Source organism: Candidatus Flexifilum breve (assembly GCF_016713355.1).
Genome location: NZ_JADJPI010000037.1, coordinates 794,166 through 817,488, shown reverse-complemented (window position 1 = coordinate 817,488; position 23,323 = coordinate 794,166). Strand labels below are relative to the sequence as shown.

Sequence of the window (23,323 nt, the reverse complement as noted above, 5' to 3'; positions counted from 1 at the left end):
ACATCATTTTCTTGTCTAAAGGGGGCTTTCATGGCGGAGAAGAAGCGGTATGCGCTGGTGGGAACGGGTTCACGGGCGGCGATGTATATTGATGCCCTGACGACGACCTATGCGGAGGTCGGCGAGCTGGTCGCCCTGTGCGATGTCAGTCAGGTGCGCATGGCGTGGTACAACACCCAGCTAGAGACTCAGGGTTTGCCACCGCTGCCCACCTACCCCGCCGAACAGTTCGAGCAGATGCTCCGCGACACGCACCCGGATACGGTGATCGTGTGCACCATTGACGCCACACATCACCATTACATCACCCGAGCGCTGGACTTGGGCTGTGATGTGATCACCGAGAAGCCCATGACCACCAACCTCGATGCGCTTAGAGCGATCTACGCGGCCATTGAGCGCACCGGCAAAAGCCTGCGCGTAACGTTCAACTATCGCTATGCCCCGGCGTACACGCGCCTGCGCGAAGTCATCGCCAAAGGCACGGTCGGGCGACCGCTCGCCGTCGATTTCTCGTGGCTGCTCGACACGAGTCATGGCGCGGATTACTTCCGCCGCTGGCATCGCGAAAAGGCAAACAGCGGCGGGTTGCTCGTGCACAAGGCCACGCACCACTTTGATCTAGTGAACTGGTGGATCGATTCGTATCCACAGGACGTGTTCGCGATGGGTGATCTGCTGTTTTATGGGCGTGCCAATGCCGAAGCGCGCGGGGAACACTACCCTTATCACCGCTATACCGGGGTCGAGGCCGCGAAAACCGATCCGTTTGCGCTCTCACTGGACGATACCGCCGTCTTTCGTGGCTTGTACCTCGCCGCCGAAACCGAAACCGGCTACCTCCGGGATCGCAACGTATTCGGCGAACCCATCACCATTGAAGATACGATGAACGTGACCGTGCGCTATCAGAACGGTGTACTCCTGTCCTACTGTCTGATCGCCTACAACCCATGGGAAGGACTGCGGGTTGCTATCACCGGGACGCGCGGACGCGTTGAACTGGACATTGTCGAGAATATCAATCACTTGCAGGGTGATGAAGCCGCCAAAGCCAGTAAAGGCGCGTTCAAGTCGGCCACCATGCGCGTGCATCCCATGTTCGGCGAGAGTTTCGAAGTTGAGGTGGATGCGGGCGAAGGTGGGCACGGCGGCGCTGATCCGGTTATGCTGAAGCATCTGCTGTCCCCCAACCCACCGCCGGACCCATTTCAGCGCGCCGCGTCGCACCTTGACGGCGCGGCGTCGATCCTCGTGGGCATCAGCGCAAACCTCGCTATGGAGCAGGGCAAAATGATCCACATTCCGGATCTATTTCCACTCACGAGGTAACCCGTGTACGACTTTTCGGGAGAAGTGGTAGGGCGCGAAAAGCTTGTACTGGCACAGTGCTCAGTTGCAGAGACAGGTTGAGACCGTAATATCACCCCTGGGGGAAAAGGCCGCCGGGGGGGGCGACTTTCGCGCGCGCGCCGTGTGTACCCGACCGGCGGGGGGGGGGGGGGGGGGGGGGGGCCCGGGTGGGCGCGCCCGGCGCGGGCCCCCCCCCCCCGCCTCCCCCTTCGGGGGGGGGGGGGGCCGGTTGGGTGGTTCGGGGGGGGGGGCCCCCCCCCCCCCCGGGGGCTCCGGGGGGGGGGCCCCGCGGGGGGGCCGGGGGGGCGGGGGCGCCCCGCCCCCCTTCCCCCCTCCCGGCGTGATTATCAGGGGCATGAGGCCATGGACTGATCCTGAAATGGTGACACAAGAATTGTCCGCTAGACTGAATGAAAGAGGGGACAGGAAGATGAAAAGACGACAGCAATACACGTAAGCGTTTCGACGTGAAGTGCTGCGATTGGCAGAAGACACGGAAAAGTAGGCGTAGGGTGAATCCTTCGCTTGGAATAGCAAAACACCCTATCCAGCAGCGCCGTTCTTGAGTCAGGCTACCCTCGACCGAGAAATGGCATGCCGCTCGCCATGAGCGTCACAAAGGGCACATTGACATGGAGGGGCAAACTCGCCATATACACGACCGCTTGCGCGGCATACTCAACATCCATGGTCGGCTCAACGGCTGTTGTCCCATCGGCTTGCAGCACACCCCGTTTCATTTGCTCGGTCATGTCAGTAGCGGCATTGCCAATATCAATCTGTCCACAGTGGATATTGAAGGCTCGGCCATCCAGGGCGGTCGACTTGGTAAGCCCTGTGATCGCGTGTTTCGCCGCCGTATAGGGCGCAGAATGTGGTCGCGGAGTGTGCGCAGAGAGAGAACCGTTGTTGATGATACGCCCACCGCCCGGGGTTTGGTTCTTCATGATTCTGAAAGCGTGCTGGGTACACAAAAACGCCCCCGTCACACACGTATCCAATACCAAGCGCCATTGGTCGTAGCTGAGGTCTTCGAGCGGCACAGCAGGCGCGCCGACCCCCGCATTGTTGAACAGAACGTCCAGTCGTCCGAATCTGTCCATCGCTGCTGTGAACAGTTCCGTGACCGCCGTTGGATCGCTCACATCTGTGGGAACTATCAAGCCGCGAGCCGCTGGTACGTCGGCCTCTTTCAGCGTTTGTTCCAAGGTTTCCAGCCGACGGCCTGCCAGCACAACCGAATATCCAGCTTCCCAGAGCAACAACGCGACGCGCTTGCCAATGCCAGTGCCTGCTCCGGTCACAAGGGCAACCCGGTTTGTTGCGTCCATCAGTCTCTACTCCTTATTGATCAAGCGATTCCTTGAGGATCACGGTCAACTTGGCTCTGTCCGTGTCTGCGTCGCAGTTTGATCTATCTCGGCAGCCGAGACAAGTCCGAATTTTCATCTCCCCGACACAAATCACAGTTCAGCCGATTGCATCTTCCCCGGATGCTCCAGCGCGACCGGCACCACGCGCTCATGAACCACGGGCGGGATCTGGTTCCAGAACTGCTGGCGCTGAAGAGGATGGGTTTCGAGCCCCTCCGTCCCACTTGGCGGTAGCGGTAGAACGTGCTGCGCGGAATACCCAACTCTACCAAGGTACGCGGTTTTGGAATGAAGTTTCGGTCACCCCGCTGCGTGATCCACACGGGGTAATTACTTACTACTTCGGAACACAAAAAGATGTCACCGTCCGTGAAGAAGCAAACCGCGCGCTCTCATTGAGTGAGCAGCGTTTTCGCCAAATGTTTGAGAGCAATACTACAATCAAGCTGGTGATCGATCAGGTAACGGGCAACCTCACTGCTGCACGGTATTATGGTCACACTCGCGGCGCTCGACGCCCTGTGGGGCAGCCCGATCAGCGGTGCCTCGATGAACCCGGCGCGCTCGCTGGGTCCGGCGCTGATTGCGGGGTTATGGATAGATCATTGGATTTACTGGACTACACCCATCCTCGGGACATTGACTTACCATGTGATCCGCGAGCCTCAGAGCGCGATACAGACCAGAAGCAGCAGAAAACCCTAATCGCGCACTGTCTCCCATGAGTCAGGCAGCTCAGTAATCGTCATGGAAGACGCCCGCGAGCCGATCGCGTCGTCTGACTCCTCCGCCGGGTGAAACTTCCAGTTGACCCGGGGAAGTCGAAGCCGTGTTGACAATCGTGCTCCCTGCAGACCTCACTCCGCGCTTGTGTCGGATGCACAGTCACATCGGTGATCTGGTCGCGCCGTGCCTCAAGCTCCTTGCAGGCCCGGTTTGAAGGCTCGCTGACGAGCAATCAACCCGCGTCCGAATTCGAGCACTTCTAAAGATGGCGTGATGGAATCGCTCCGCTGGCACAAGTAGATCGAGTGCAAAAACGAAGCCGCCATCACGCTGCGGGGCCGCTCCTCAAACTGCGGCATGACCTCAGATTTCGCCCATCCGCCACATAAACTGAACTTCCCCTAGCAATTACTTGACAACTGCTGATAGCCACTTAAAATATGCGGTCGATGGTCGATGGTCGATGGTCGATTATCTATAATATCTCTGCGAGATGATGAGTATGAGTTCGGAACCCAAAGACCCATCCAACATTTCGTCTCTGGCCCAAATCCAGAATAAGCCGCTGCGCGACCACGTGCTCGCTATCCTGCACGCCGCCATCGTCAACGGTGAGTTGAAACCCGGGCAGATCCTGATCGAAGCAGACTTGGCTGGTCAGCTAGGCGTTAGCCGAGCACCGCTGCGCGAAGCGATCAATATCCTCAACACCCAGGGCTTAGTCGAAATCGTCCCCTACCATGGAACTACGGTCAAGAAGCTCGCGCGCAAAGACATCGAAGAACTCTACAGTGTGCGCAGCCTGATGGAAGGCTTCGCAATCAAACGGATCATTCTGGGCGAAAACACACACGCCGTGATCGACCAACTGCGCGCGATTTGCGACGCCATGCTCACCGCGGCGGAAGCGGGCGATTTACGGGAAGTCAACCAGATTGACCGCCATTTCCACGACACACTCGTCGCATCGAGCGGCAATGACTTGCTCGTGAACCTGTGGAGTATGGTCGCGCTGCGCGTACGGCAGGTGATGTCGCTGCGTAATCGTAAGAAGGGTGACCTCCTCGCCATCGCCCGGAATCACTACGGCATTGTCGATGTCATCGCGCGCAAAGACGTTGAGGAAGCCGTGAGTCTTATCCACTATCACATCGGGTTGAGCGGCGGCGCGATTGCCGAGGACTGGCAAGAAGACAACAGCTCGTCGCCGACTAACCCCAGCACAAAATAGGAGACAGCACCCGCATGGTTCAATCGACTAAAGCCCTGATCCTTGAAGAGCACCATCAGAATACGTTACTCAAGGCGTCTGCCCCACCCTTGATGGCACAGACAGCACATGACCTGAGCGCGGATGAGCTGTTTGCCCCACTGGACGAGCGTATGATCGCAAGCGCGGTCGAAGCGCTGGAAGCCGGGCAAACGCATTATGTCGATGTGCCCGGTATCGCCCCGCTGCGGGCGGCCCTCGCCGATTACCTGCACACCGCGTTCAGTGCCAACTATGCCCAGAGCAATGTGATCGTTACCGCGGGCATGCAGGAGTCGCGCTTCTTGACCATTCAGATGATCGGCGATGCCTTCGGGCGCGTTGCCGTGCCCACCGTCGCACATCCCGGCATGCGCAAAGCGCTCGGCGTGCGCGCGCTCAATGTCGATTTGATTGCGGTCGATGAACGCGCTCTGCCTACGCTTGACGGTCTTCGTGCGACCTTCACTGCTGGTGCGCGCCTCGCCTACCTCGAATCCCCTGCCCGCCTGACCGGAGCCGCGTACAGCGCCGCTGAAGTAACCGCCATTGCGGAGCTGGCGCGCGCATATGACGCCACCATCATCTGGGATCAGGGCCTCGCGCCATGGACCGCCGCTTACACGTCACTGGCGTCGGTGCAGGAAAACGCGGATCGCACGGTTGTGATCGGCGAGACGTTTCCCGGTATGGGGCTGTCGAGCTGGTTCATCGGCTACATCGCCGCGCCCGAGGCGTTGATCGCGCCGATGCAGTCGCAGAAGCAAATCATGGCGATCTGCACGAGCACGCCGGCCCAGTATGCCGCGCTTGAGGCCAGCAAACTCTACGCGGAAGCGCTGCCCGTCCAGCGTGATCGACTGACCAAACTGCGCGCGACGGTGATCACCGAGATCAGCGCCGCGCACGCCGTCATCCCCGGTGAGGCGGTGAATGTGCTCGCGCTGCGCTTGTCGCCAACTACGAAAGCCTCCACCCTCGCTCGCCTCGCCGCCGCGGGCTACAGCGCGGCTGATGGCGCTGACTTCGGCGCGCCCGATGTGGTACGCCTCACCGTTTCGCCTGAGACCAGTGCCGCGCTGGCGCACAGCCTCCAAGGAGCTTAAGGCATTATGACGACCGCACCAAAACAGGGAACCAATCTGCTCTATGCGCTGATCGCGCAGGCGCGGGGTTACAGCGACACGATCATTATGGGACGTGGCGACCCAGACTTTGACACGCCGCCGCACATCATCGAAGCGGCCAAGCGGGCGATGGTCGAACATCACGCCGATTACGTGCCCCCGGAAGGCATGCCCGCGCTGCGGCAGGCCATCGCCGACCGGGTGAAGCGCGTCAACAACATTGACGTTGATCCCGCCACCGAAGTCGTGGTCACCAATGGTGGGCAGGAAGCGCTTGTGCTCATGGTCCTGACCGCGCTCGGCCCCGGCGACGCGATCATCGTGCCGGAGCCTAACTACAACACCTACGCGGATGCGCTCAAGTTTGCCCGCGCGGAAAAGATCAGCATTCCCAGCACCGCTGATACGAACTTTCGGACGGATCCGGAAGCGGTACGCCGCGCCATCACCGACAAAACACGCGCGCTCCTGCTGGTGTCGCCGAATAACCCCACCGCGACGGTGATTGGGCGCGCGGACTTGGAAGCACTCATCGGCATCGCCCATGAGCGGGATCTGATCATCATCGCGGATGACATTTACGACCTGTTCATCTACGACGATTACCAGCACATCAGCCCGGCCTCGCTGCCCGGCGGTAAAGAACGCACGCTCACGCTCAATGCGCTCTCCAAATCCTTCGCCATGACGGGCTGGCGGCTCGGCTGGATCGTCGGTCCGGCGGATCTCATGGCGCGGGTGCGCGAACTCAAGGCGGCAATGACCGGCGGCACCTCGGTCATTTCCCAGTATGCCGGGCTGGCCGCGCTGACCGGGCCGCAGGAACCCGTCAAAATGATGGCGGACACCTATACGCGCCGCCGCAAGATCGTCATGGACGCGCTCGACGACATGGGCATCAAGTACGGCATGCCGCAGGGTGGACAGTTCGTCTTCGCCGATATCAGCTTCACGGGCATGGACAGCGCGGAACTCGCACAGAAGATCCTCACCGATCAGCATGTGCTCGTGTATCCCGGTTCGGCTTTCGACAAAGAGCGCGGGCAGTACATCCGCATGACCTTCCTGCAGCCGGAGGACAAGCTGCGTGAAGGGCTGGAACGGATGCGCGTAGCCATGAAGAACATCACGGGCTAAGGGCTTGTCGTCAAAGAAGCCGTACTGAATCGAATTTTGCTGTCTCTCCGGTGACGGGCAGTCTACGAGTGTTTGAGGGATAGATGTGGCTTACGACATTGGCAAAACAGAACTGATTAATCTGTATTCGCTGGAAACGCTCAAGCAGTTTTCGACCGATTTTCCTCGCGCTCGGCGCGACTGACGAAGAGGCGGCCATCGTCACCGATGGTCTGATGACCGCGTCGCTGTGGTGGCATCCCGGTCAGGGGCAAGGGCTGGAGAAATTCTTCCGCTTCTACCGCCAGATCAAGAATGGCGGCATCGTCCCGAACGCCCCGATGCAGTGGGTGCGCGAAGGCCCGAGCTATGCCCTGCTCGACGCGGCCAAGGGGTTCGGCTATGTGTCGGCGCACCGGGCGATGGCCCGCGCCATCGAAAAAGCCAAAGTCACGGGAGTCGCGATGGTCGGGGTGCGCCACAGCAACCACTTCGGCATCGCCGGGTATCACGCGTTGCACGCCGCTAAAAACGGCTTAATCGGCTGGTCGTTCACGAATGCGAAAGCCGAAATGGCTCCGTGGGGATCGGCGCAGGTAGTCCTCGGGACGAACCCGTGGGGGATCGCCATTCCGCGCAAAGACACGCACGCCATTGTGCTCGATATGGCGCTGACGATGTCCGGCAAAGGCATGATGCGCTGGTACATGAACGAAGGCAAGCAGATGCCCGACAGTTGGGCGCTCACGCCGGACGGCGCGAAGACCACCGACCCCGCGGCGGCGATGGAGGGTCCCCTGCTGCCCATCGGCGAATATAAAGGCTACGGCTTGAGCCTGATCACCGATGTGCTGGCGGGCGTCATGACCGGATCACTGTTTGGGCTGAAGGTGTTTCAGGATGAGAGCCACCACGATGTCGGTCACGTCATGCTAGCAATCGATCCGGGTGCGTTCATGCCGCGCGAAGAAGTCGATGCGCGGTTGGAACAGCTCATCGCGGAAGTCAAAGGCGCGCCGCCGATTGACCCGGCACGCCCGGTGATCTTGCCCGGCGAAGTGGAATTCAAGCGCATGGCGCAGCGTGAACAGGACGGCGTGCCGCTCTCCCGTGAGACGGTCGAGGGGCTGCGGGGACTGGCCACTGAACTGAAGGTCGCTTTTCCGTTGTGATCAGCGGGGCGCAGTCGGCTGCGCTCCGAAAACTTTATTGTGCTTCACACTGAGGAGTATGAGAGATGGCAGCGCCATTGACGATAGGAACCGTATCCGTGATGCCCGGCGAGATGAAGCGCGGCGGCATCCCCATCGGCAAAGATATGTACGCCCGCGACCGTGAAGTGCCCATCATCGTGTATCGCGGTGTGGAAGATGGCCCGATTCTGTGGTTGAACGGCGCAACGCACGGCGACGAGCCGGAAGGTCCATTTTCGATTTTCAAGGCACTCGCCCAGATCGACCCGCAGAAACTGCGCGGCACAGTCGTCGCCGTCCCGGCCATGAACGTGCAGGCGTTCACCGCCGGCACGCGCGGCGACCCGCTCGACACGTTCTCCTATGACATGAATCGCCTCTACCCGGGCAAGGCGGAAGGCTACACGACTGAACGCATCGCATGGGCGCACTGGCAGGCGATGAAAGATCACTGCGACTTGCAGATCGCGACCCACTCCGGCGGCGAACATTCGTACCTCGCGCACATGATCTTTGCCTCGGACAACCCGGCCAGCCTCGAACTGGCGGCGGCGATGGGTCCGAACTGGACGCTGGTGTTCCGCAGCGGAACCGGCGGCGGTAACCCCAGTTCGCAGATCGGCGCGTTGGGCAAAGGCGGCGTGACCGTCGAACTGGGCGGCAACTGCCGCACGCTGACCAGCGATTTCCACGCCATTGCCGATGATCTGGCAGCGGGCTACCTGAATGTGATGCGGCACTACAAGATGATCGACGGCCCAGCGCAGTACGCCCCGGCGTGGCGGATGGGCTTCCAGATCGCGCTGCTCGCGCCCGCGACAGGCATGTTCGTCGGCAACCCAGAACTACCGTTTGAGACGAACATCCCCGCCGGGACCATCATCGGACAAATCTACGACTTGTACGGCGATGTGATCGGCGAAGTGAAAGCGCCGCGTGACGGCGTGATCTTCGGGCTGCGCTCGCGCCCCTCCGTGCTGGAAGGCCAGTGGTGCTGCTTCTTCGGCGTAATCGAACAGACCGTCGACGACCTGATTTCCAAAAAGTCGTGACTGGGAGGTGACATTGAAACCAGCATCGAATGACGCTCGGATTGACCGGCGGCGCGGCCTGATTTCTGAAGACCTGATGCAGTTTCGCTGGTTGGACGACATCGCGCTCGCGCCCGATGGGTCACGCATCGCCTACACCGTGCGCCACCCGCAGGCGGAGACTAATGGGTACACGACCCATGTGTACCTGCGCGATCTCGCCACGGGGTCGGTGCAGCGCCTAAGCTCCGGCGCGAGCACGGCGTTTGCGCTGGCGTGGAGCCGCGACAGCCAGCAGCTCGCTTACAGCTACAGCGAAGGCGGCGCCAACTCGGTGCGCGTGTGGTCGGAAAGCGGCACGCGCAGCTATCCCATCGACGGGGAGGCGTTCACCGGCACGGACTGGTCGCCAGATGGTCGGCGCCTGGTCGGCGTGCGCTGGACGGCGATCCGCAGTGTGGATGATCGATCCTCCGCGCCCGGCATTCCCCCGCCCACGATCAAGGTGGTGCGCCGTCTGCGCTACAAACAGGATGGCAGCGGTTGGGTGCACGACCGCTTCACGCAGATCTGGACGCTCGAACTCGACACGGGCGACCTCGTCCAGCTCACCCACAGCGAATGCGACTATGCCACGCCTAAATGGAGTCAAGCGGGCGACAAGCTCGCTTTCGTCGGAACATCCCGCGAACAAAATATACCGCTCGGCTACGGGCAAATCTTCATTCTCGACTACCCCGGCGGCACGCCGCGCCTGCTCCTGCCTGACTGGCAGGGATCGGCGCTCAGCCCGGTGTGGGGGGAAGACGACCGCTCCATCGCGTTTGCCGGGCACAACCTGCCGCCGCCCGTCAACCGCCGCAATTTCTGGCAGCCGCACATCGCCGATGTGGCGGCGGGGACAGCGCGCAAGCTCGGCGCTGACCTTGATGAGGAAGTCGGCAATTACGCGGTCGCCGATCAGCGCAAGGGGTTGGCCAACATCACCATGAAGTGGGCTCCCGGCGATGCGTACATCTATTTTCTGCTCACCGAACAGGGCGCGACCAACCTCTTTCGCATCACACCCGCTGGTGAGTACGAGCGGATCGTCGGCGGCAGCAGCGTCACGTTTGAATACAGTCCGGCGGTCGGCGGCACGGTTGCGTATGGGCAGGCGAATCCCGCCAATCCCGGCGAACTCTACCTCTGGCACAACGGCGCGGTCGCAGCAGCTCTCCGATTTCAACCCGTGGCTGCGCGACCACTACCTCTCGCCGCCGGAAGAGTACTGGTACAACGGACTCGACAGCGCTAAAGTTCACGCGTGGCTGGTCAAACCAGTCGACTTTATCGAGGGTGTTCGCTACCCGACGATTGTCTACGTGCACTGCTCCATGTTCTCATGGGACTTCAACCACGAAGTACAGGTGTACGCCAACGCCGGGTTCGTGGTCGCGTATTTCAATCAACGCGGCACCACGGCGGGCTACGGCCAAGCGTGGACCCATGCCAGCGAAGGCGATCAAGGCGGGGCGGACTACGAAGAGATCATGCTCGGCGTGGATGAGCTGGTCAGCCGACCGTACGTGGACGCCAAGCGGCTCGGCGTGACAGGGGGGAGCTGCGGCGGCTTCATGACCAACTGGATCGTCGGCCATACCAACCGCTTCGCCGCCGCGGTAACGCAGCGCTCGATCACCAACCAGATCAGCTTCTTCGGCACGTCGGATATCGGGCCGGAGGGCACCGAAGGCGAAACCGGGACGAATGCCTGGAAAGACCTCGACGCGAGCTGGCGACAGTCGCCAATTGCGTATGCGGCCAATATCAACACGCCGCTGATCATTCTCCATGCGGACGAAGATTACCGCTGTTCGCTCGATCAGGCGGAGCAGTTGTTCGCCGTGCTGCGCTGGATGGGCAAGACAGTCGAAATGGTGGTGTTTGAAGGCGAAAATCATGGTCTGACGCGCGGCGGTCGCCCCGGTAACCGCATCGAACATCAGCGGCGCATCCTCGGCTGGTTTCAGAAGTATCTCGGCGCACATGCTGGAGGGGACACCCCATGACCTTGAAAGTGGGACAGCTAGAAGCCCAACCCGGTGAGCACGTCTTCGGCTATTTGAAGACCGCCGCGTCGCGTTCCGGTCTCAGCCCGGACTTTCCGATCCACCTCTTCGCCGGAGCGGAACCCGGCCCGACGATGCTGGTGCAGGGCGCGATTCACGGTGGGGAGATCATCGGTTCGATTGCCATTCTCAACTTCATTGGCAAGCTCGACCCCAAGACTTTGCGCGGCAATGTGATCGCCGTGCCCGTGGTCAACCGCGTCGGCTTTGAACTCGGCGAACGCGGGTCACGGTTGGACGGCAAAGACATGAGCCGCCTGTTCCCCGGCAAGAAGAACGGCAGCGTGACCGATCAGGCGGCCTATGTGTACTTCGAGGAAGTCATCCGGCAGGCAAACGTGATGGTCGACTTCCACGCGGGCGCGCGCACCGCCTATGAGCGTTACGTGCTGTTCAGCGCGGAAGCCGACCCCAACAATCTGACCGAACTGGAAAAGATGCGGCGCAAGCTGGTGGTCGCCTTCGGGCTGGATCAGGCGGCGTTCTTCCCGCCGGGGACGTTCGGCAATAACTCCGCCAAAGAAGCGATTGATGGCGCGGGGGTCGCGCAGATCACGCTGGAGTTCGGCGGCGGCACAGGCTGGTTCAAGAATGGCGCGGACAATGTGCGCGACGCGGAACGGGGCATCTGGAACATTCTCAAGTCAATGCGCATTATCGATGGCGCATTCGAGGCCGACGGCGACCTGTGCACCGTCTATAACGCGGGCGTGGTCATCTGGAAGCCCGACGTTGACGGGCTGTTCGTGCGGCTGAAGGCGTTCCGCGACGAGCTCAAAGCGGGTGATGTGTATGGTCAGCTCCTTGACCCCTACACGGGTGACGTGTTAGCGGACATGAAAACACCGAAGGACGGCATCGTCATCCCGAGCGGGCAGGAATGGCCGACGGTCGGCGCGACCTCGATTGGCATTCTCGGCACGATTGACCGTGTGGAAGACCGCCGCACCGCCGATCTGTATGTGTACTAGGAGCGCTGATGATGAAGATCGGAACGATTGAAGCTCAACCCGGGTCGAAGGCCTACGGCGCATTCAAGTCCGGCGAAACGCACGGGCGCTTTGACGTGGATATCCCATTGCACCTCGTAGTCGGCGCACAACACGGTCCCATGCTGGTCGTACAGGCAGGCGCGAGCGGTCTGGAGATCGAACCGTCGCTGATTCTGCCGCAGATCGTCAAAGCCATTGATCCCGCGCAATTAGCGGGGACGCTGGTCGTCGTCCCGCTGATGAACACGTCCGGCTTTGAATTTGAGCAGGAAACGAGCGTCTGGGATGAGAAGCATCTCAACCGGGTCGGGCGCGGCAGCCCGACAGGCACGGTCAGCGAGCAGTTGATCGACGCGTACTACCGCGCGGTGATCGCGAAGGCAGACGCGCTCATCGACATCCGCACCGGATCGCAGTGGGGCTACTACCGCTACGCGGGCGTGTATACGACGAGCACAAGCGACACTTCTAAAGCGCTGGCGCTGGCGCTCGGACTGCCGCAGGTCGTGCTTGGACAGCCCGCCGACTCTTCGATGGCGTACGAGGCGGCACAGGACGGCAAAGCGGTCGTCGCCGCGTACATCGGCGGTGGCCCCGGTTTGCGCGACTACCGCGAAGAGGATCTCGGACGCATCGAAAACGCGGTGCTCAATGCCCTGCGTCACCTGAAGATGCTCGGCGGGGCGCTCGCTTATGAATCGGCCTCCGTGCAGGTGATCGCAGCGCACACCTTCATCAAGCCGGACGGCGAACGCGGCTTCACCTTCATGCATACCGCCAAGCGCGGGACACAGGTACAGGCGGGCGAAGAACTCGGCTATGTGCGGCATCCGTTCACGGGCACAGTCGCACAGCGCATCACCGCCCCACGTGCCGGGGTAGTCGTGCACGCGGGCGCGTCGTGGCCGCTGCCGCTGGAAGATCACATTCTTGCCATTCTCGGGGATCTGCAAGCCGAAGTTGCTGTGCCTTAATGAGATTGACTACCTAACTCACGAACAGGAGCACACCACCTCTATGTTGACCCATGACTCACTCAAGCGCGACGTCGCCCGCCGCGTCGAACGCATTCAGGCAATGATGAAAGAGAAAGACCTCGGCGCGCTGATCATCGTCGGTCAGGCGCAGCCGGGCGGCATCGGCGCGATTCGCTATATCACGCACGCGCACATCTGGGGCGGCGCGGCCTACGCCGTGCTCGGCACGGATGATCCGCATCCGTGGCTGCAGGTGTGGAGCTCGTATCAGTCGATGTGGAGCCGCAACGAAACGACCACCCTGCCCGACCGCGTCGAATCGCCAGACAACATCGTCGCGCGCACCACAAACCTCGCGAAAGACTACGCGGGCGCGAATAAGCGCATCGGCATGGTGAACATGAACAAGCTGATGCCCGTTGGGGAGCACGCGAAATTCGTCAAGGCGCTGGAAGGCTACGAACTCGTTGAAGTCTCCGCCGCGTATGACGCCATTCGCCAGATCAAAACGCCGTTCGAACTGGAAGCCATCCAGCAGAACGGAGCGATCCTCGATGCGGCGATGGATGTGTATCGCGAATATGCGCGGGTCGGCGCGCGTTACTGGGATGTGTGCGCGGCGGTCGAAGGCTATATCAAGGCGTTTGGCGGCTTCTGGGGACGCACCAAAGTGTCGACCGACCTGTCACCGTACACCGTGCCCACCCACAAGGATCGGCGCATGGCCGAAGACGACATCATGAACTTTGAGATCGTCTACGAATCGCCGTGGGGCTACTGGCTGGAAATGACGACCGTCTTCTCGTTCAAGCCGCTGCCCAAAGACGTACAAGCCATGTACGACGGCTATCTGCTGGCGGTGGAAAATTCGGCGGCAGCGGCCAAGACGGGCAACACCTTCCGCATGATCTCGGATGCCAACGACAAAACACTGCGCGATCTCGGCTTCCCGGTCGTCGGCAAGCACACGCCGGATTGTCACAGCACCGGGCTGGACGGCAGCGATGGTCCCAGTACAGCCAGCAACCCCGATTTTGTGTTGAAATCGAACATGGTTTTATCCTTCCATCCGGGGACAATTCTGGAGAATGATCGCGGTTTCCTGATTTCAGATAATTTTCTGGTGACGCCGGAAGGGGCGGTGCGGTTGTCGCCGCACAGCGCCAGCCGCTACTACATGCGGTTGGAAGCCTAGTGGGCGTTTGAGTTCGGTAGGTCGGCAGGGGAACACCCAACAGTAAACTTGGCGGTTTCGTAGGTGTTTCCCCGCCTGTTAAGACGTGCAGCCCAACCCGTATAGAGGAGGTGATGCCTATCTCGGGAGCCTAGGATAGCAGAGACGCGGATTTAAGTCAGTATTGTCTTTTAGCCTTGGAGCCAGAAACATGAACGTACAGCCCCGTACACGAATCGTCGCTGTAATCCTCCTACTGGTCATGTCCGTCGTTCTGACTGTGCAGCCTTTGATTGCGCAGGACGACGTCACTGAGTTTGTGTTCGCGCATTCCGGCCCGATCCGCACGATGGATGCGCCCGTTACTTGGTTTGGCTCAACCCATTGGCTGACCAACGGCTTGTACGACTGTCTCATCTGGCGTGCCGCCGATGGGAACGGCTATGTTGGACAGGCCGCGGAGAGCTGGGAAAATATCGATGACCTCACCTGGCGCTTCCATTTGCGCGAAGGCCTGACGTTCCAGAACGGTGAGCCGCTGGATGCCGAAGCCGTCAAGTGGAACCTTGATCGCGTCCGGACGCGTGAAGATTTCCTCGTCTACCCGCAGTGGCAGTTCATCGCCGAGGTGGTGGTGGTCGATCCGGTGACGGTCGATGTCATCACGGTGAGCCCGCATCCCTACTTTGAATACGACGTGAGCTACAACGGCTGCGAACTGCTGCCGCCCGGCTACATGGAAGAAGTCGGCGAAGAAGAATTCGCGCGCACGCCCGTGGGTTCCGGCCCGTATAAGCTGGTGGAATTCACCGAAAGCGACCGCTACGTCTTTGAAGCGTGGGATGGCTACTGGGCTGGCCCGCCCGCCGTCGACCGCGTGATCTATCAGGTCATTCCGGAAGCGTCCGCGCAGGTCGCAGCGCTGCTGGCGGGTCAGGTGGACATGATCCCCGCCGTGCCGGTCTCGGATGTGGGGCTGCTGGAAGGCACTGAGGGAGTTTCGGTCGTCCGCGAAACGTCCAACCGCATTACGAGCTTCTATCTCCGTGTCGAAACGGAAACGGGCGCGGTCGCCACGACCTACCCGGATTTCGTCCCGGCCACCGTTGATAACAACATCCGCCTCGCCATCAGCCATGCGCTCGACCGCGATCTGCTGGCCGAAGTGCAGGGTTCGGCGCACGCCCGGCTGGGCCGCGTGTGCGATTACTATCCGGAAGGCTCCGTAGGCAATATCGACGATCCGGAATTCATCAGCGCGTGGTACAACCCGGATACAACGCGGCAGCTCTTAGCGGATGCCGGTTTCGCCGCGGGTGAAGGCCCCACGATCTATATTGACGCGCCGACCTTCCAGTTCGGCAACGAAAAGGAAGTCGCGGAAGTCGCCGCGGCCATGCTCGAAGAAGTCGGCTTCACGGTCGAACTGAACGTGCTGGATACGTCTGCTTATTCGGAACAGATCACGTCGGGCGGCAACAACCGCGACATGATGCTGACGACGCTCGGCTGCACGCCGTCGTTGGTACCCTCGTTCTATCGCTGTGACTGGGTGCAGGCGAACTACAATGTCTGCGTGGAAGAATGGGATCAGCTCGGTGGCGAAATCCTGACGACGGTCGACCCGGATGCGCGGTTGGCGCTGTGGGAACAGTGGTGGGACACCTACCTGAACTACGCTCAGACGATCTCACTCTATGAAATAGATAGTGTCATCGCCTACAACTCCGCGGAGTTCGAATTCACGCCGCGCAAGGATGGCTGGTTCACATTCCGTGACCTCCGTCCGGCTGGCAGCTAGATCGGCATGAGAGCGGGGCAGCGCCGGAACGTGCGTGCGCTGCCCTGCTCTGCTTTCACCTAGAGGAGATGCGATGCGCGCTCTTGTCATGCGGCGACTGCTGGAAATGGCGGTAACGCTGTTTGTCGTCTCATTGGTCGTGTTCTTCATGGTGCGTCTGAAAGGCGATCCCATTTCGGTGATGGCCCCCCCGACGTTTAATCAGGAGCAGATCGCGGGACTGCGGGCGGCCTGGGGGTTCGACAAACCGCTGGTTGAGCAGTACATCGTGTTTTTGAGTAAGGCGGTGACGGGCGACTTCGGGCAGTCAATTCAAGCACGCCGTCCGGCGATGGAGCTGGTTTTCGAGCGCCTCGGCTACACCTATTTGCTGGCGGCGGCGTCCGCGCTGCTCGGGTTAGTGATCGCCCTGCCCCTCGGCATCTTGTCCGCCGTCCGACGCAACGGCGCCATCGATGTGGTCAGTTCGGCATTAGCCTCGCTCGGCAATGCCATGCCCAATTTCTGGCTAGGCTTGATGTTGATCATCATTTTTTCGGTCAACCTGCGGATTTTGCCTGCCTTTGGCGCGCTGGAGCCAGCGGCGATCATTATGCCCGCGGTGACACTGGCAGTGGGCACGGCGGCGCGCCTGTCGCGGATCACACGTTCGGCCATGCTGGAAGTCCTCAGTCAGGACTACATTCGGACAGCGCAGAGCAAAGGTCTCAGCCAGCAGTTGGTACTGTATCGCCATGCGCTGCGCAATGCGCTCATCCCGATTGTAACGGTGTTCGGGCTGCAGCTCGGTTGGTTACTCGGCGGTTCGGTCGTGGTCGAGAGCGTCTTTTCATGGCCGGGACTTGGGCGCCTGATGATCGAATCGATTAACGTGCGCGACATCACCGTCGTGCAGGCGGGCTTGTTCTGGTTCGCCCTATCCTTTCTTGTGATTAATCTCGTGATCGATGTGTTGTATGTCTACCTCGATCCGCGTATTCACTATAACTAGAGAGCAGAAACTGTGGAAGCCAAGGATGAGCGGGTGATTGTCCCCAAAATCGCTGTGGGTTTCGGCGGCAGACAACGCCGCAGCAGTTTGGGATCGTTCTGGCGATCACTGCGGCGCAACCCGGTCGGGCTGATCGGCTTCATCATCGTGACGATCGTCGTCCTGCTCGCGCTGTTCGGAACGCTGATCGTCCCGCACGATCCCACCGAGAATAATCTGCGCGCGCGCTTCAAAGAACCGGGCTATACCGACGCGATGGGCAGTTACTGGTTGGGTACGGATCAACTGGGTCGCGACATTTACAGCCGCATGATCGTCGGCAGCACGGTCTCCGTGCTGGTCGGCGTGGTGTCGGTCGCCATCGCCGGGACCATCGGCGTACTGGTCGGGCTGGTCGCGGGCTTCTTCGGCGGCTGGATCGACAACGTGCTCATGCGCCTCGCGGATGGTTTTCTGAGCATCCCCTTCATCATCCTCGTCGTAGCGATTTCCGGCGTGCTCAGTCCCGGCCTCGGCACGCTGATGTTGATCCTCGGCCTGACCGGGTGGGTTACCTACGCCCGCGTCATCCGCGCCGAGGTGTTGAAGGCGCGCGAGATGGAATACGTCGTCGCCGCCTATGCGATTGGTCAGCGCCGCGTATGGGTGATGTTGAACCACATTCTGCCCAACGTCGTTTCGACCGCGATCGTGCTCGCAGCCTCGCAGGTCGGCGTGACCATTCTGGCGGAGTCTTCGCTCAGTTTTCTTGGGCTCGGCGTCAAGTCGCCGACCGTGACGTGGGGGTTGATGCTCGCGGATGGGCGCCAGTACATCAACAGCGCGTGGTGGATGACCACTTTTCCGGGGATCGCGATCACGATCACGGTGTTGGGCGTGGTTTTCCTCGGCGACTGGCTGCGGGATGTGCTCGATCCACGCATGCGTGGGCGGTGAATCGTTCGGTGGTGAAACAGCCTTTTAGGTCAAAAATCCGATTGGCGCTATCAGCATGACGGGCTGCACAACCAGCGCGATCAAAGATCATGTAGTTCGAGGAACTCAAGCGCTCCCGGTCGCTACAGCGTTGGCAGCGTGCCGAGCGCAATAGGCGCGCTGGTAGGAGCCGAACTGCCGCCCAGCGGTTCGACCGAAATCGCCACCGCCTGATAATTCTGCAGCGGTTGATCGACCGAAAACCGCAAAGCGCCATCTCCCAGCGCGTCGACCGCGAACACGCCCGCGCTGACCGGCTGACCATCGGCGATCAACCAGAGTTGGAAGGTCTGCTCGGTATTCAGGGACGGCAGAGCCAGCCCGGTCAGCACCGCTGATTGCGACCCAGTATTCCACAACAAGGTCGCCAGTGCCTGATCGGAGTTGGCCTCCGTGCTGATGAGCGCGGTGCGCTGCAGGTCCGTGGCGCTCGCCAGCGCAATCGCCTGATCACGCTGCTCCCGCAGGGCCGTCAACTGATTTTGCAGGCCGCTCCATTGACTCAGCCAATACACGTTGCTGATGATGAGCAGCAGAGCGGCAGCCGCTAACGCCCACCCCAGTAACCGCCGCGGGAACACGCGCGCTGCTGGCGCGGGCGTTGGTCTACGCGCTGTGGCGGCGCTGACCGGGGCAGCAGTCTGCGCCCGCACCTGCGCCATTAAACGGGCATGCAGTTCCGGGGGCGGCATGACTGGTTCGATGCGCTCGTAAAAACCCGCGGTGGCCGCGGCATACTCTGCTATCTCGGCGCGCGCTTCGGGGCATTGATCGAGCAGCAAGCGCACGCGCGCCACCTCATCCGCGTCGGCGGCTCCCGCCACGTAAGCGGGCAGCAGCGCGCGCAGTTCTTCACAGGCGGAGGAACTCGGCTCAGGCTTGGGTTGTCTCTCGTTCATGCTCACACACGACTGCCTTTTGCTTCGGTGAACCACGAAACTGCCATGTTCTTGCGTTAACGCATCTCCCGCAGCCATATTCCACGCAGCATTTGTAATCCACCGCGAATGCGACTTTTGATCGTCCCAAGGGGCTGACGTAAATGCGCGGCAATCTCCTGATGGGTCATGCCTTTGAAAAAAGCCAGCTCAATCGCTTCAATTTGTTCCGGTGGCAGCCGCGCGATCAACGATTTCATCAGTTCAGCATCCAGCGCGTCGTGGTTGTGACCCGGCTGCCCGGCCAATTGAATCATCTCATCCAGTTCGACAGCCGAGGCTGCGACCTGATGCACTTCGCGGCGCAGAATGTCGATGGCCGTGTAGCGCGCGATGGTGAATATCCACGTGCTGAGCTTGCCGCGTTCCGCATCCCATTTGTGCGCGCTGTTCCAGATTTTGAGAAACGTATCCTGCGTCGCTTCTTCTGCCAGGGTTCGATCTTGCAGCACGTGGAGGGTGATCCCAAACACCTGACTGCCGTGCTGCGTGTAAAGCTCCGAGAGCGCCGTTTCGTCCCGACGGAGGATACGGTTGATGAGTCGAAGATCGGCAATGGCTGTTTCCGTCATGACCCCTTTTCCAACCGCAAGCGGAGCATCCCCATGGTACACAGGCGCTGGTTTCCGCGACGTTTCAGCGCTGTAGGTGAAGTCTAGCACAACCTGTGGTCGGCGCAAACGTGGGGTCTGCGAAGCTTTGGAAGCGCTCATCAACGACCTTTCTTCTCGACTCGCCGAGGGCGCGCTCGCGTCACACGCGCCCTTATCAACCAGGGGATGTGGTTTAGGGTATTCAGGTGAGGGGCGGGGGCGCGACCGAAGCGGCGCGGTGGTCATGGATGCGCGCGGCGATAGCCGTTAAGCCGATACTCAGGAGGAACAGTGAGAGCAGCGGCGCGACCACGAGAAACATATTGACCGGGTCAACGGTCGGCGTGATGATCGCCGCCGCGACCATCGACCCCACCACGGCGATGCGCCAATTCCGCAGCAGCATCCGCGGGCGCACAAATCCCAACAGCGCGACGATGAAGAACACCAGCGGCGTTTCGAAGGCGGCGCCCATCCAGAACAACAACGTCGTCACGAACCCCAGATACAGATCCGCCGTCCATTCGGGTTGAAACAGCCGCGGCTGAAAACCGGAGAGAAAGCCGATGGCGGGCGGGATGAGGACAAACCATGTGAACAGCATACCGACCAGAAATAGCAGCGTAATCGGCGGAATTGAGACCAGGACCAGACGCTTTTCACGGTTCGTCAAACCGGGCAGCACAAACATCAGCAGATGGTAGGTGATCATCGGGATCGACAGGATACCACCGAGCATGAGCGCGACCCGGAAATAGGCGGTGATGCCGCTGGTCGGCCCCAGCACAATGAATTCCCGACCATACGGCTGCTGCAGGTAGAGCATCACCGTTTCCGCTGCCAGAAAGCCGATCACGGTGCCGATGACCAGTGAAATCAGCACGGCGAATATGCGATTACGCAGTTCCACCAGATGTTCCATAATGCTCATTTCAACCGGTGCTGGAGCGCTGCGGCGCATGGGAATGTTCATGATGCGGCTCTCTCCTCCACTTCAGGCACGTCCACCACCTCGGCGGCTGGAGCGGCGTCCCGGCGCGCGGGCGGCGTCGCGTACAGGTTACGCAGCGCGCGATCCATATCGCGAGTCAGGGTTTGCCGGGTTGGGATCTCCTTGGGCACCGTAATGCCCGTGCCGGACGCATCCAGTTCGTGCTGGAGCGTCTTGGCGGTCTCGCGCCACAACTGCTGTAACTTCCCCGCATATTGCCCGAGCGTGAATGCCCAGCGGATCATCCGCTCCGGCCCGACGATCACGAGCATCACGAGGATGATCGCCATCAGTTCGCCTAGCCCAATCCCGAAAATCTCCATCGTTGGCCGCTCCGGCTACACTGCGCGGTCGTCAGAGCGGGTTTCCGCCTGGGGCGACTGCACCGCTTCCAAACCCTTGCGGAAGTTGGCGACAGCGTGTCCCAGCTCGCCGCCAATCCGCGAAACGCGCCCAACACCAAACAGCAGCAGCACAATGACGAGGATGATCAGAAGTTCTGTTGGCCCTAAGGACATGAGGTTGCCTTTCTATGCATCACACTTCGGAAGTTGCGCGGACTCTCGCTGGAGTTCAGCCGAGAGTCCGCATGTAATCGGCTTGTTGTTCCGCCTTACATACCCGGCAGGTTCGCTGCGCCCTCACCGACGGTAACGGTATCGGCGCGCACCCAACCGCCGCTGCTCAGATGCCACCACTGCATGCCGGCGTCATCCATCCGCTGACCGTCGATGGCGGCGCTCGTGTTTGCGCTCAGCACACCGTCAATCGCCGCCGAAGTGTTCGGCTCACGGCGAATGTTGACGTTGCCCGCGCCCGCGGTCACCATGACGGCACTGCCCATCATCTCCGGCGTTGCGGCGGGCGTCATTTCCATCGCCGCGTACGGCGTCGTTGACATGTAACCGAGGCTGGCGGCTTCCGCGCGGATCGCGGCGACATCCGCCTCGGTAGGCGGCGCGACCGGGCCGATAAAGCCATCGCCCGAGCCATCGAGGAAGGGCTGGAGCACCGGCACCGCATCCGACACGTTGTTGAAATCGAATTTCTCATACGAGAGGTTGTTCGGCAGACGGCGACCGATCTGGCGGACCAGTGCGCGATGTTCGGCCTCCACTGCCGCAATCTGCGCGGCGGTCACGGCGAACGCGGGCTGTCCCAGATTGGTGAAGATGCGCGCGGCGGCGAGGTACGCCGCCGTGAAGGCCGTTTCCGCCACTTCGGTGATCTGTGAAAACAGGTCGACATCACTGAACAGCGTTTCCGGCACATAGAATTCCTGCACTACGGGCTGCGCGCCGAGCGACAGCAGCAGATCGTAGTGTTCCCGTTCCGCTAGAAACGCCGTTTTGAGATAGTTGACCTGCACCTCGGCGAGATCAAGATCGCCGTTGTTCGCCGCATTGATCGCCGCCAGATAGTGCGTCGACGCGAAGAGCTCGGCAGTCGCCGCCAGGTTGATCACCGTTTGCAGGTCGTCATCTGTGCCCGTCATATCCTGGGCAAACGCGCGGCTAAAACCGAACAGCGCATTGAAACTAACAGCTGAAGCCCCCGCGATCAGGGTTGTGTTCTTGAGAAAGCCGCGTCGCGAAATTCCTTGTCCCATCGTCATTACTCCTCGTGATTGTGACTGCCGTTCACCGGAACGGCAGGTGCATTCAGCAGAAAAATACCTGTTGGAACGGCGTTACATCGCGGCGTACGGCATCGTCGCTTCGTAACCCAGTGCCTCGGCCTCAGCGCGAATCGCAGCCACTTCATCGTCGCTGGGCGGAGCCACCGGGCCGATGAAGCCATCGCCTGAGCCATCGAGGAACGGTTGGAGCACCGGCACCGCATCCGAGACGTTGCGGAACTGGAACTGGGCATACGAGATGTTATTCGGCAGCATCTGCCCGATCTGACGGATCAGCGCGCGGTGTTCGGCTTCTACCCCGGCGATCTGCGCGGTGGTGACGGCAAACGCCGTCTCGCCCGCTTCCGCGAAAATCCGCGTCGCGGCCAGGTACGCGGAGACGAACGTGGTCTCGGCGACTTCCGTGATCTGCGCGAACAGCGCCTTGTCGCTGAACAGCATTTCCGGCACGTAGAATTCCTGCACGACCGGCTGCGCGCCGAGCGACAGCAGCAGATCAAGGTGATCGCGTTCGGCGATAAAGGCCGCTTTCATATAATTGAGCTGGACTTCGTCGAGATTCAGGTCGCCGTTGATCGCGGCCAGATAATGCGTCGACGCGAACAATTCGGCGGTGGCGGCGAGATTGATGATCGTCTGTACATCGTCATTCTGCCCCGTCATGTCTTGAGCGAACGCGCGGCTGATGCCGAACAATCCGCTGATTCCCAGAGCGGAAGCGCCCGTGAGTACCGTTGCCCCTTGCAGGAACGAACGTCGTGTCCATGAAGCCATGTGCTTTTGCCCTCTCTTGTTGTCGATACCCGTTTCATCGGCTGGACTGCCTGAACTGTGTGCGCGCGCCGGTTCAGACACTTCCCGGGAAGGCTGACTTGCTCAACCTCTGTGCTGTTGTTCAGCCGTATGACAGATAGTTCGTGGGGTGGTTGGAGTCTGGATGAAAACTGGTTCGACAAATCGGCGGAACCGCCGA

At 60.8% G+C, this 23,323-nt stretch carries 23 protein-coding genes and 1 pseudogene; 16 read left to right on the top strand and 8 right to left on the bottom strand.

The features are described from left to right. The first annotated feature begins 30 nt into the window (after positions 1–30). A complete protein-coding gene (locus tag IPK17_RS34520) occupies positions 31–1,332 on the top strand; it encodes a Gfo/Idh/MocA family protein (protein ID WP_343422264.1) in 1,302 nt (433 codons plus the stop codon). 593 nt (positions 1,333–1,925) lie between these two features. Here IPK17_RS34520 and IPK17_RS34515 read toward each other — a convergent pair. Beyond that, a complete protein-coding gene (locus IPK17_RS34515; protein WP_343422263.1) occupies positions 1,926–2,684 on the bottom strand; it encodes an SDR family oxidoreductase in 759 nt (252 codons plus the stop codon). Positions 2,685–2,746: 62 nt separating this feature from the next. On the opposite strand from IPK17_RS34515, the pseudogene IPK17_RS34510 reads away from it, so the two are divergent. From IPK17_RS34510 to IPK17_RS34440, 15 genes and pseudogenes are all read left to right on the top strand, one after another. Continuing rightward, a pseudogene (locus tag IPK17_RS34510) lies at positions 2,747–3,106 on the top strand (PAS domain S-box protein); the annotation flags it as partial. Between the two features lie 112 nt (positions 3,107–3,218). Continuing rightward, positions 3,219–3,431 carry an aquaporin gene (locus tag IPK17_RS34505; protein ID WP_343422262.1) on the top strand — a complete coding sequence of 71 codons (213 nt, stop codon included), beginning with the start codon at positions 3,219–3,221 and terminating at the stop codon, positions 3,429–3,431. A 523-nt stretch (positions 3,432–3,954) separates the two neighbouring features. Next, positions 3,955–4,683 carry a GntR family transcriptional regulator gene (locus IPK17_RS34500; RefSeq protein WP_343422261.1) on the top strand — a complete coding sequence of 243 codons (729 nt, stop codon included), beginning with the start codon at positions 3,955–3,957 and terminating at the stop codon, positions 4,681–4,683. A 14-nt stretch (positions 4,684–4,697) separates the two neighbouring features. After that, positions 4,698–5,807, top strand: a complete 1,110-nt coding sequence (locus tag IPK17_RS34495; protein WP_343422260.1) for an aminotransferase class I/II-fold pyridoxal phosphate-dependent enzyme — start codon at positions 4,698–4,700, stop codon at positions 5,805–5,807. 6 nt (positions 5,808–5,813) lie between these two features. Continuing rightward, positions 5,814–6,965, top strand: coding sequence for a pyridoxal phosphate-dependent aminotransferase (locus IPK17_RS34490; protein ID WP_343422259.1), 1,152 nt, complete (start codon positions 5,814–5,816; stop codon positions 6,963–6,965). A gap of 158 nt (positions 6,966–7,123) precedes the next feature. Then, on the top strand, positions 7,124–8,116 hold the full coding sequence (locus IPK17_RS34485) for an Ldh family oxidoreductase (protein WP_343422597.1): 993 nt from the start codon (positions 7,124–7,126) through the stop codon (positions 8,114–8,116). Between the two features lie 65 nt (positions 8,117–8,181). After that, positions 8,182–9,189, top strand: coding sequence for a succinylglutamate desuccinylase/aspartoacylase family protein (locus IPK17_RS34480; RefSeq protein WP_343422258.1), 1,008 nt, complete (start codon positions 8,182–8,184; stop codon positions 9,187–9,189). Positions 9,190–9,202: 13 nt separating this feature from the next. Beyond that, the gene (locus tag IPK17_RS34475; protein WP_343422257.1) at positions 9,203–10,465 is read left to right on the top strand and encodes a TolB family protein; all 1,263 of its coding nucleotides are present in this window, start codon (positions 9,203–9,205) and stop codon (positions 10,463–10,465) included. Then, positions 10,404–11,219: an alpha/beta hydrolase family protein gene (locus tag IPK17_RS34470; RefSeq protein ID WP_502749825.1), complete on the top strand. Its 816-nt coding sequence runs from the start codon at positions 10,404–10,406 to the stop codon at positions 11,217–11,219. Before IPK17_RS34475 ends, IPK17_RS34470 begins: the two co-directional genes overlap by 62 nt. After that, the gene (locus IPK17_RS34465; RefSeq protein ID WP_343422256.1) at positions 11,216–12,250 is read left to right on the top strand and encodes a succinylglutamate desuccinylase/aspartoacylase family protein; all 1,035 of its coding nucleotides are present in this window, start codon (positions 11,216–11,218) and stop codon (positions 12,248–12,250) included. The genes IPK17_RS34470 and IPK17_RS34465 overlap by 4 nt, the downstream gene beginning before the upstream one ends. Positions 12,251–12,258: 8 nt before the next feature. Then, on the top strand, positions 12,259–13,245 hold the full coding sequence (locus tag IPK17_RS34460; protein WP_343422255.1) for a succinylglutamate desuccinylase/aspartoacylase family protein: 987 nt from the start codon (positions 12,259–12,261) through the stop codon (positions 13,243–13,245). Between the two features lie 43 nt (positions 13,246–13,288). Next, positions 13,289–14,443, top strand: coding sequence for a M24 family metallopeptidase (locus IPK17_RS34455; protein WP_343422254.1), 1,155 nt, complete (start codon positions 13,289–13,291; stop codon positions 14,441–14,443). 190 nt (positions 14,444–14,633) lie between these two features. Continuing rightward, the gene (locus IPK17_RS34450; RefSeq protein WP_343422253.1) at positions 14,634–16,223 is read left to right on the top strand and encodes an ABC transporter substrate-binding protein; all 1,590 of its coding nucleotides are present in this window, start codon (positions 14,634–14,636) and stop codon (positions 16,221–16,223) included. 73 nt (positions 16,224–16,296) lie between these two features. Then, entirely contained in the window at positions 16,297–17,214 is a 918-nt protein-coding gene (locus IPK17_RS34445) for an ABC transporter permease (RefSeq protein WP_343422252.1), read from the top strand. A 12-nt stretch (positions 17,215–17,226) separates the two neighbouring features. Further along, the gene (locus tag IPK17_RS34440; RefSeq protein WP_343422251.1) at positions 17,227–18,150 is read left to right on the top strand and encodes an ABC transporter permease; all 924 of its coding nucleotides are present in this window, start codon (positions 17,227–17,229) and stop codon (positions 18,148–18,150) included. Positions 18,151–18,272: 122 nt separating this feature from the next. On the opposite strand, the gene IPK17_RS34435 is transcribed toward IPK17_RS34440, so the two are convergent. From IPK17_RS34435 to IPK17_RS34405, 7 genes are all read right to left on the bottom strand, one after another. Further along, a complete protein-coding gene (locus tag IPK17_RS34435) occupies positions 18,273–19,088 on the bottom strand; it encodes an anti-sigma factor (RefSeq protein ID WP_343422250.1) in 816 nt (271 codons plus the stop codon). A gap of 56 nt (positions 19,089–19,144) precedes the next feature. Beyond that, positions 19,145–19,699 carry an RNA polymerase sigma factor gene (locus tag IPK17_RS34430; RefSeq protein WP_343422249.1) on the bottom strand — a complete coding sequence of 185 codons (555 nt, stop codon included), beginning with the start codon at positions 19,697–19,699 and terminating at the stop codon, positions 19,145–19,147. 223 nt (positions 19,700–19,922) lie between these two features. After that, the gene (gene tatC / locus IPK17_RS34425) at positions 19,923–20,693 is read right to left on the bottom strand and encodes a twin-arginine translocase subunit TatC (protein ID WP_343422248.1); all 771 of its coding nucleotides are present in this window, start codon (positions 20,691–20,693) and stop codon (positions 19,923–19,925) included. After that, a complete protein-coding gene (locus IPK17_RS34420) occupies positions 20,690–21,034 on the bottom strand; it encodes a twin-arginine translocase TatA/TatE family subunit (protein ID WP_343422247.1) in 345 nt (114 codons plus the stop codon). Before IPK17_RS34420 ends, tatC begins: the two co-directional genes overlap by 4 nt. Before the next feature lie 15 nt (positions 21,035–21,049). Then, the gene (locus IPK17_RS34415; RefSeq protein WP_343422246.1) at positions 21,050–21,229 is read right to left on the bottom strand and encodes a twin-arginine translocase TatA/TatE family subunit; all 180 of its coding nucleotides are present in this window, start codon (positions 21,227–21,229) and stop codon (positions 21,050–21,052) included. Between the two features lie 95 nt (positions 21,230–21,324). Beyond that, complete coding sequence (locus tag IPK17_RS34410; RefSeq protein WP_343422245.1) at positions 21,325–22,320, bottom strand: SH3 domain-containing protein; 996 nt, start codon at positions 22,318–22,320, stop codon at positions 21,325–21,327. 81 nt (positions 22,321–22,401) lie between these two features. Next, positions 22,402–23,124, bottom strand: coding sequence for a ferritin-like domain-containing protein (locus IPK17_RS34405; RefSeq protein WP_343422244.1), 723 nt, complete (start codon positions 23,122–23,124; stop codon positions 22,402–22,404). Between the last annotated feature and the right edge of the window lie 199 nt (positions 23,125–23,323).

Coding starts and splice junctions, on each gene's coding strand:
- IPK17_RS34410 (WP_343422245.1), bottom strand. CDS start 22,320: ATGGGACAAGGAATTTCGCGACGCGGCTTTCTCAAGAACACAACCCTG.
- IPK17_RS34435 (WP_343422250.1), bottom strand. CDS start 19,088: ATGAACGAGAGACAACCCAAGCCTGAGCCGAGTTCCTCCGCCTGTGAA.
- IPK17_RS34445 (WP_343422252.1), top strand. CDS start 16,297: ATGCGCGCTCTTGTCATGCGGCGACTGCTGGAAATGGCGGTAACGCTG.
- IPK17_RS34430 (WP_343422249.1), bottom strand. CDS start 19,699: ATGACGGAAACAGCCATTGCCGATCTTCGACTCATCAACCGTATCCTC.
- IPK17_RS34515 (WP_343422263.1), bottom strand. CDS start 2,684: ATGGACGCAACAAACCGGGTTGCCCTTGTGACCGGAGCAGGCACTGGC.
- IPK17_RS34455 (WP_343422254.1), top strand. CDS start 13,289: ATGTTGACCCATGACTCACTCAAGCGCGACGTCGCCCGCCGCGTCGAA.
- IPK17_RS34495 (WP_343422260.1), top strand. CDS start 4,698: ATGGTTCAATCGACTAAAGCCCTGATCCTTGAAGAGCACCATCAGAAT.
- IPK17_RS34460 (WP_343422255.1), top strand. CDS start 12,259: ATGATGAAGATCGGAACGATTGAAGCTCAACCCGGGTCGAAGGCCTAC.
- IPK17_RS34415 (WP_343422246.1), bottom strand. CDS start 21,229: ATGTCCTTAGGGCCAACAGAACTTCTGATCATCCTCGTCATTGTGCTG.
- IPK17_RS34450 (WP_343422253.1), top strand. CDS start 14,634: ATGAACGTACAGCCCCGTACACGAATCGTCGCTGTAATCCTCCTACTG.
- IPK17_RS34465 (WP_343422256.1), top strand. CDS start 11,216: ATGACCTTGAAAGTGGGACAGCTAGAAGCCCAACCCGGTGAGCACGTC.
- IPK17_RS34500 (WP_343422261.1), top strand. CDS start 3,955: ATGAGTTCGGAACCCAAAGACCCATCCAACATTTCGTCTCTGGCCCAA.
- IPK17_RS34505 (WP_343422262.1), top strand. CDS start 3,219: ATGGTCACACTCGCGGCGCTCGACGCCCTGTGGGGCAGCCCGATCAGC.
- tatC (WP_343422248.1), bottom strand. CDS start 20,693: ATGAACATTCCCATGCGCCGCAGCGCTCCAGCACCGGTTGAAATGAGC.
- IPK17_RS34480 (WP_343422258.1), top strand. CDS start 8,182: ATGGCAGCGCCATTGACGATAGGAACCGTATCCGTGATGCCCGGCGAG.
- IPK17_RS34405 (WP_343422244.1), bottom strand. CDS start 23,124: ATGGCTTCATGGACACGACGTTCGTTCCTGCAAGGGGCAACGGTACTC.
- IPK17_RS34520 (WP_343422264.1), top strand. CDS start 31: ATGGCGGAGAAGAAGCGGTATGCGCTGGTGGGAACGGGTTCACGGGCG.
- IPK17_RS34490 (WP_343422259.1), top strand. CDS start 5,814: ATGACGACCGCACCAAAACAGGGAACCAATCTGCTCTATGCGCTGATC.
- IPK17_RS34420 (WP_343422247.1), bottom strand. CDS start 21,034: ATGGAGATTTTCGGGATTGGGCTAGGCGAACTGATGGCGATCATCCTC.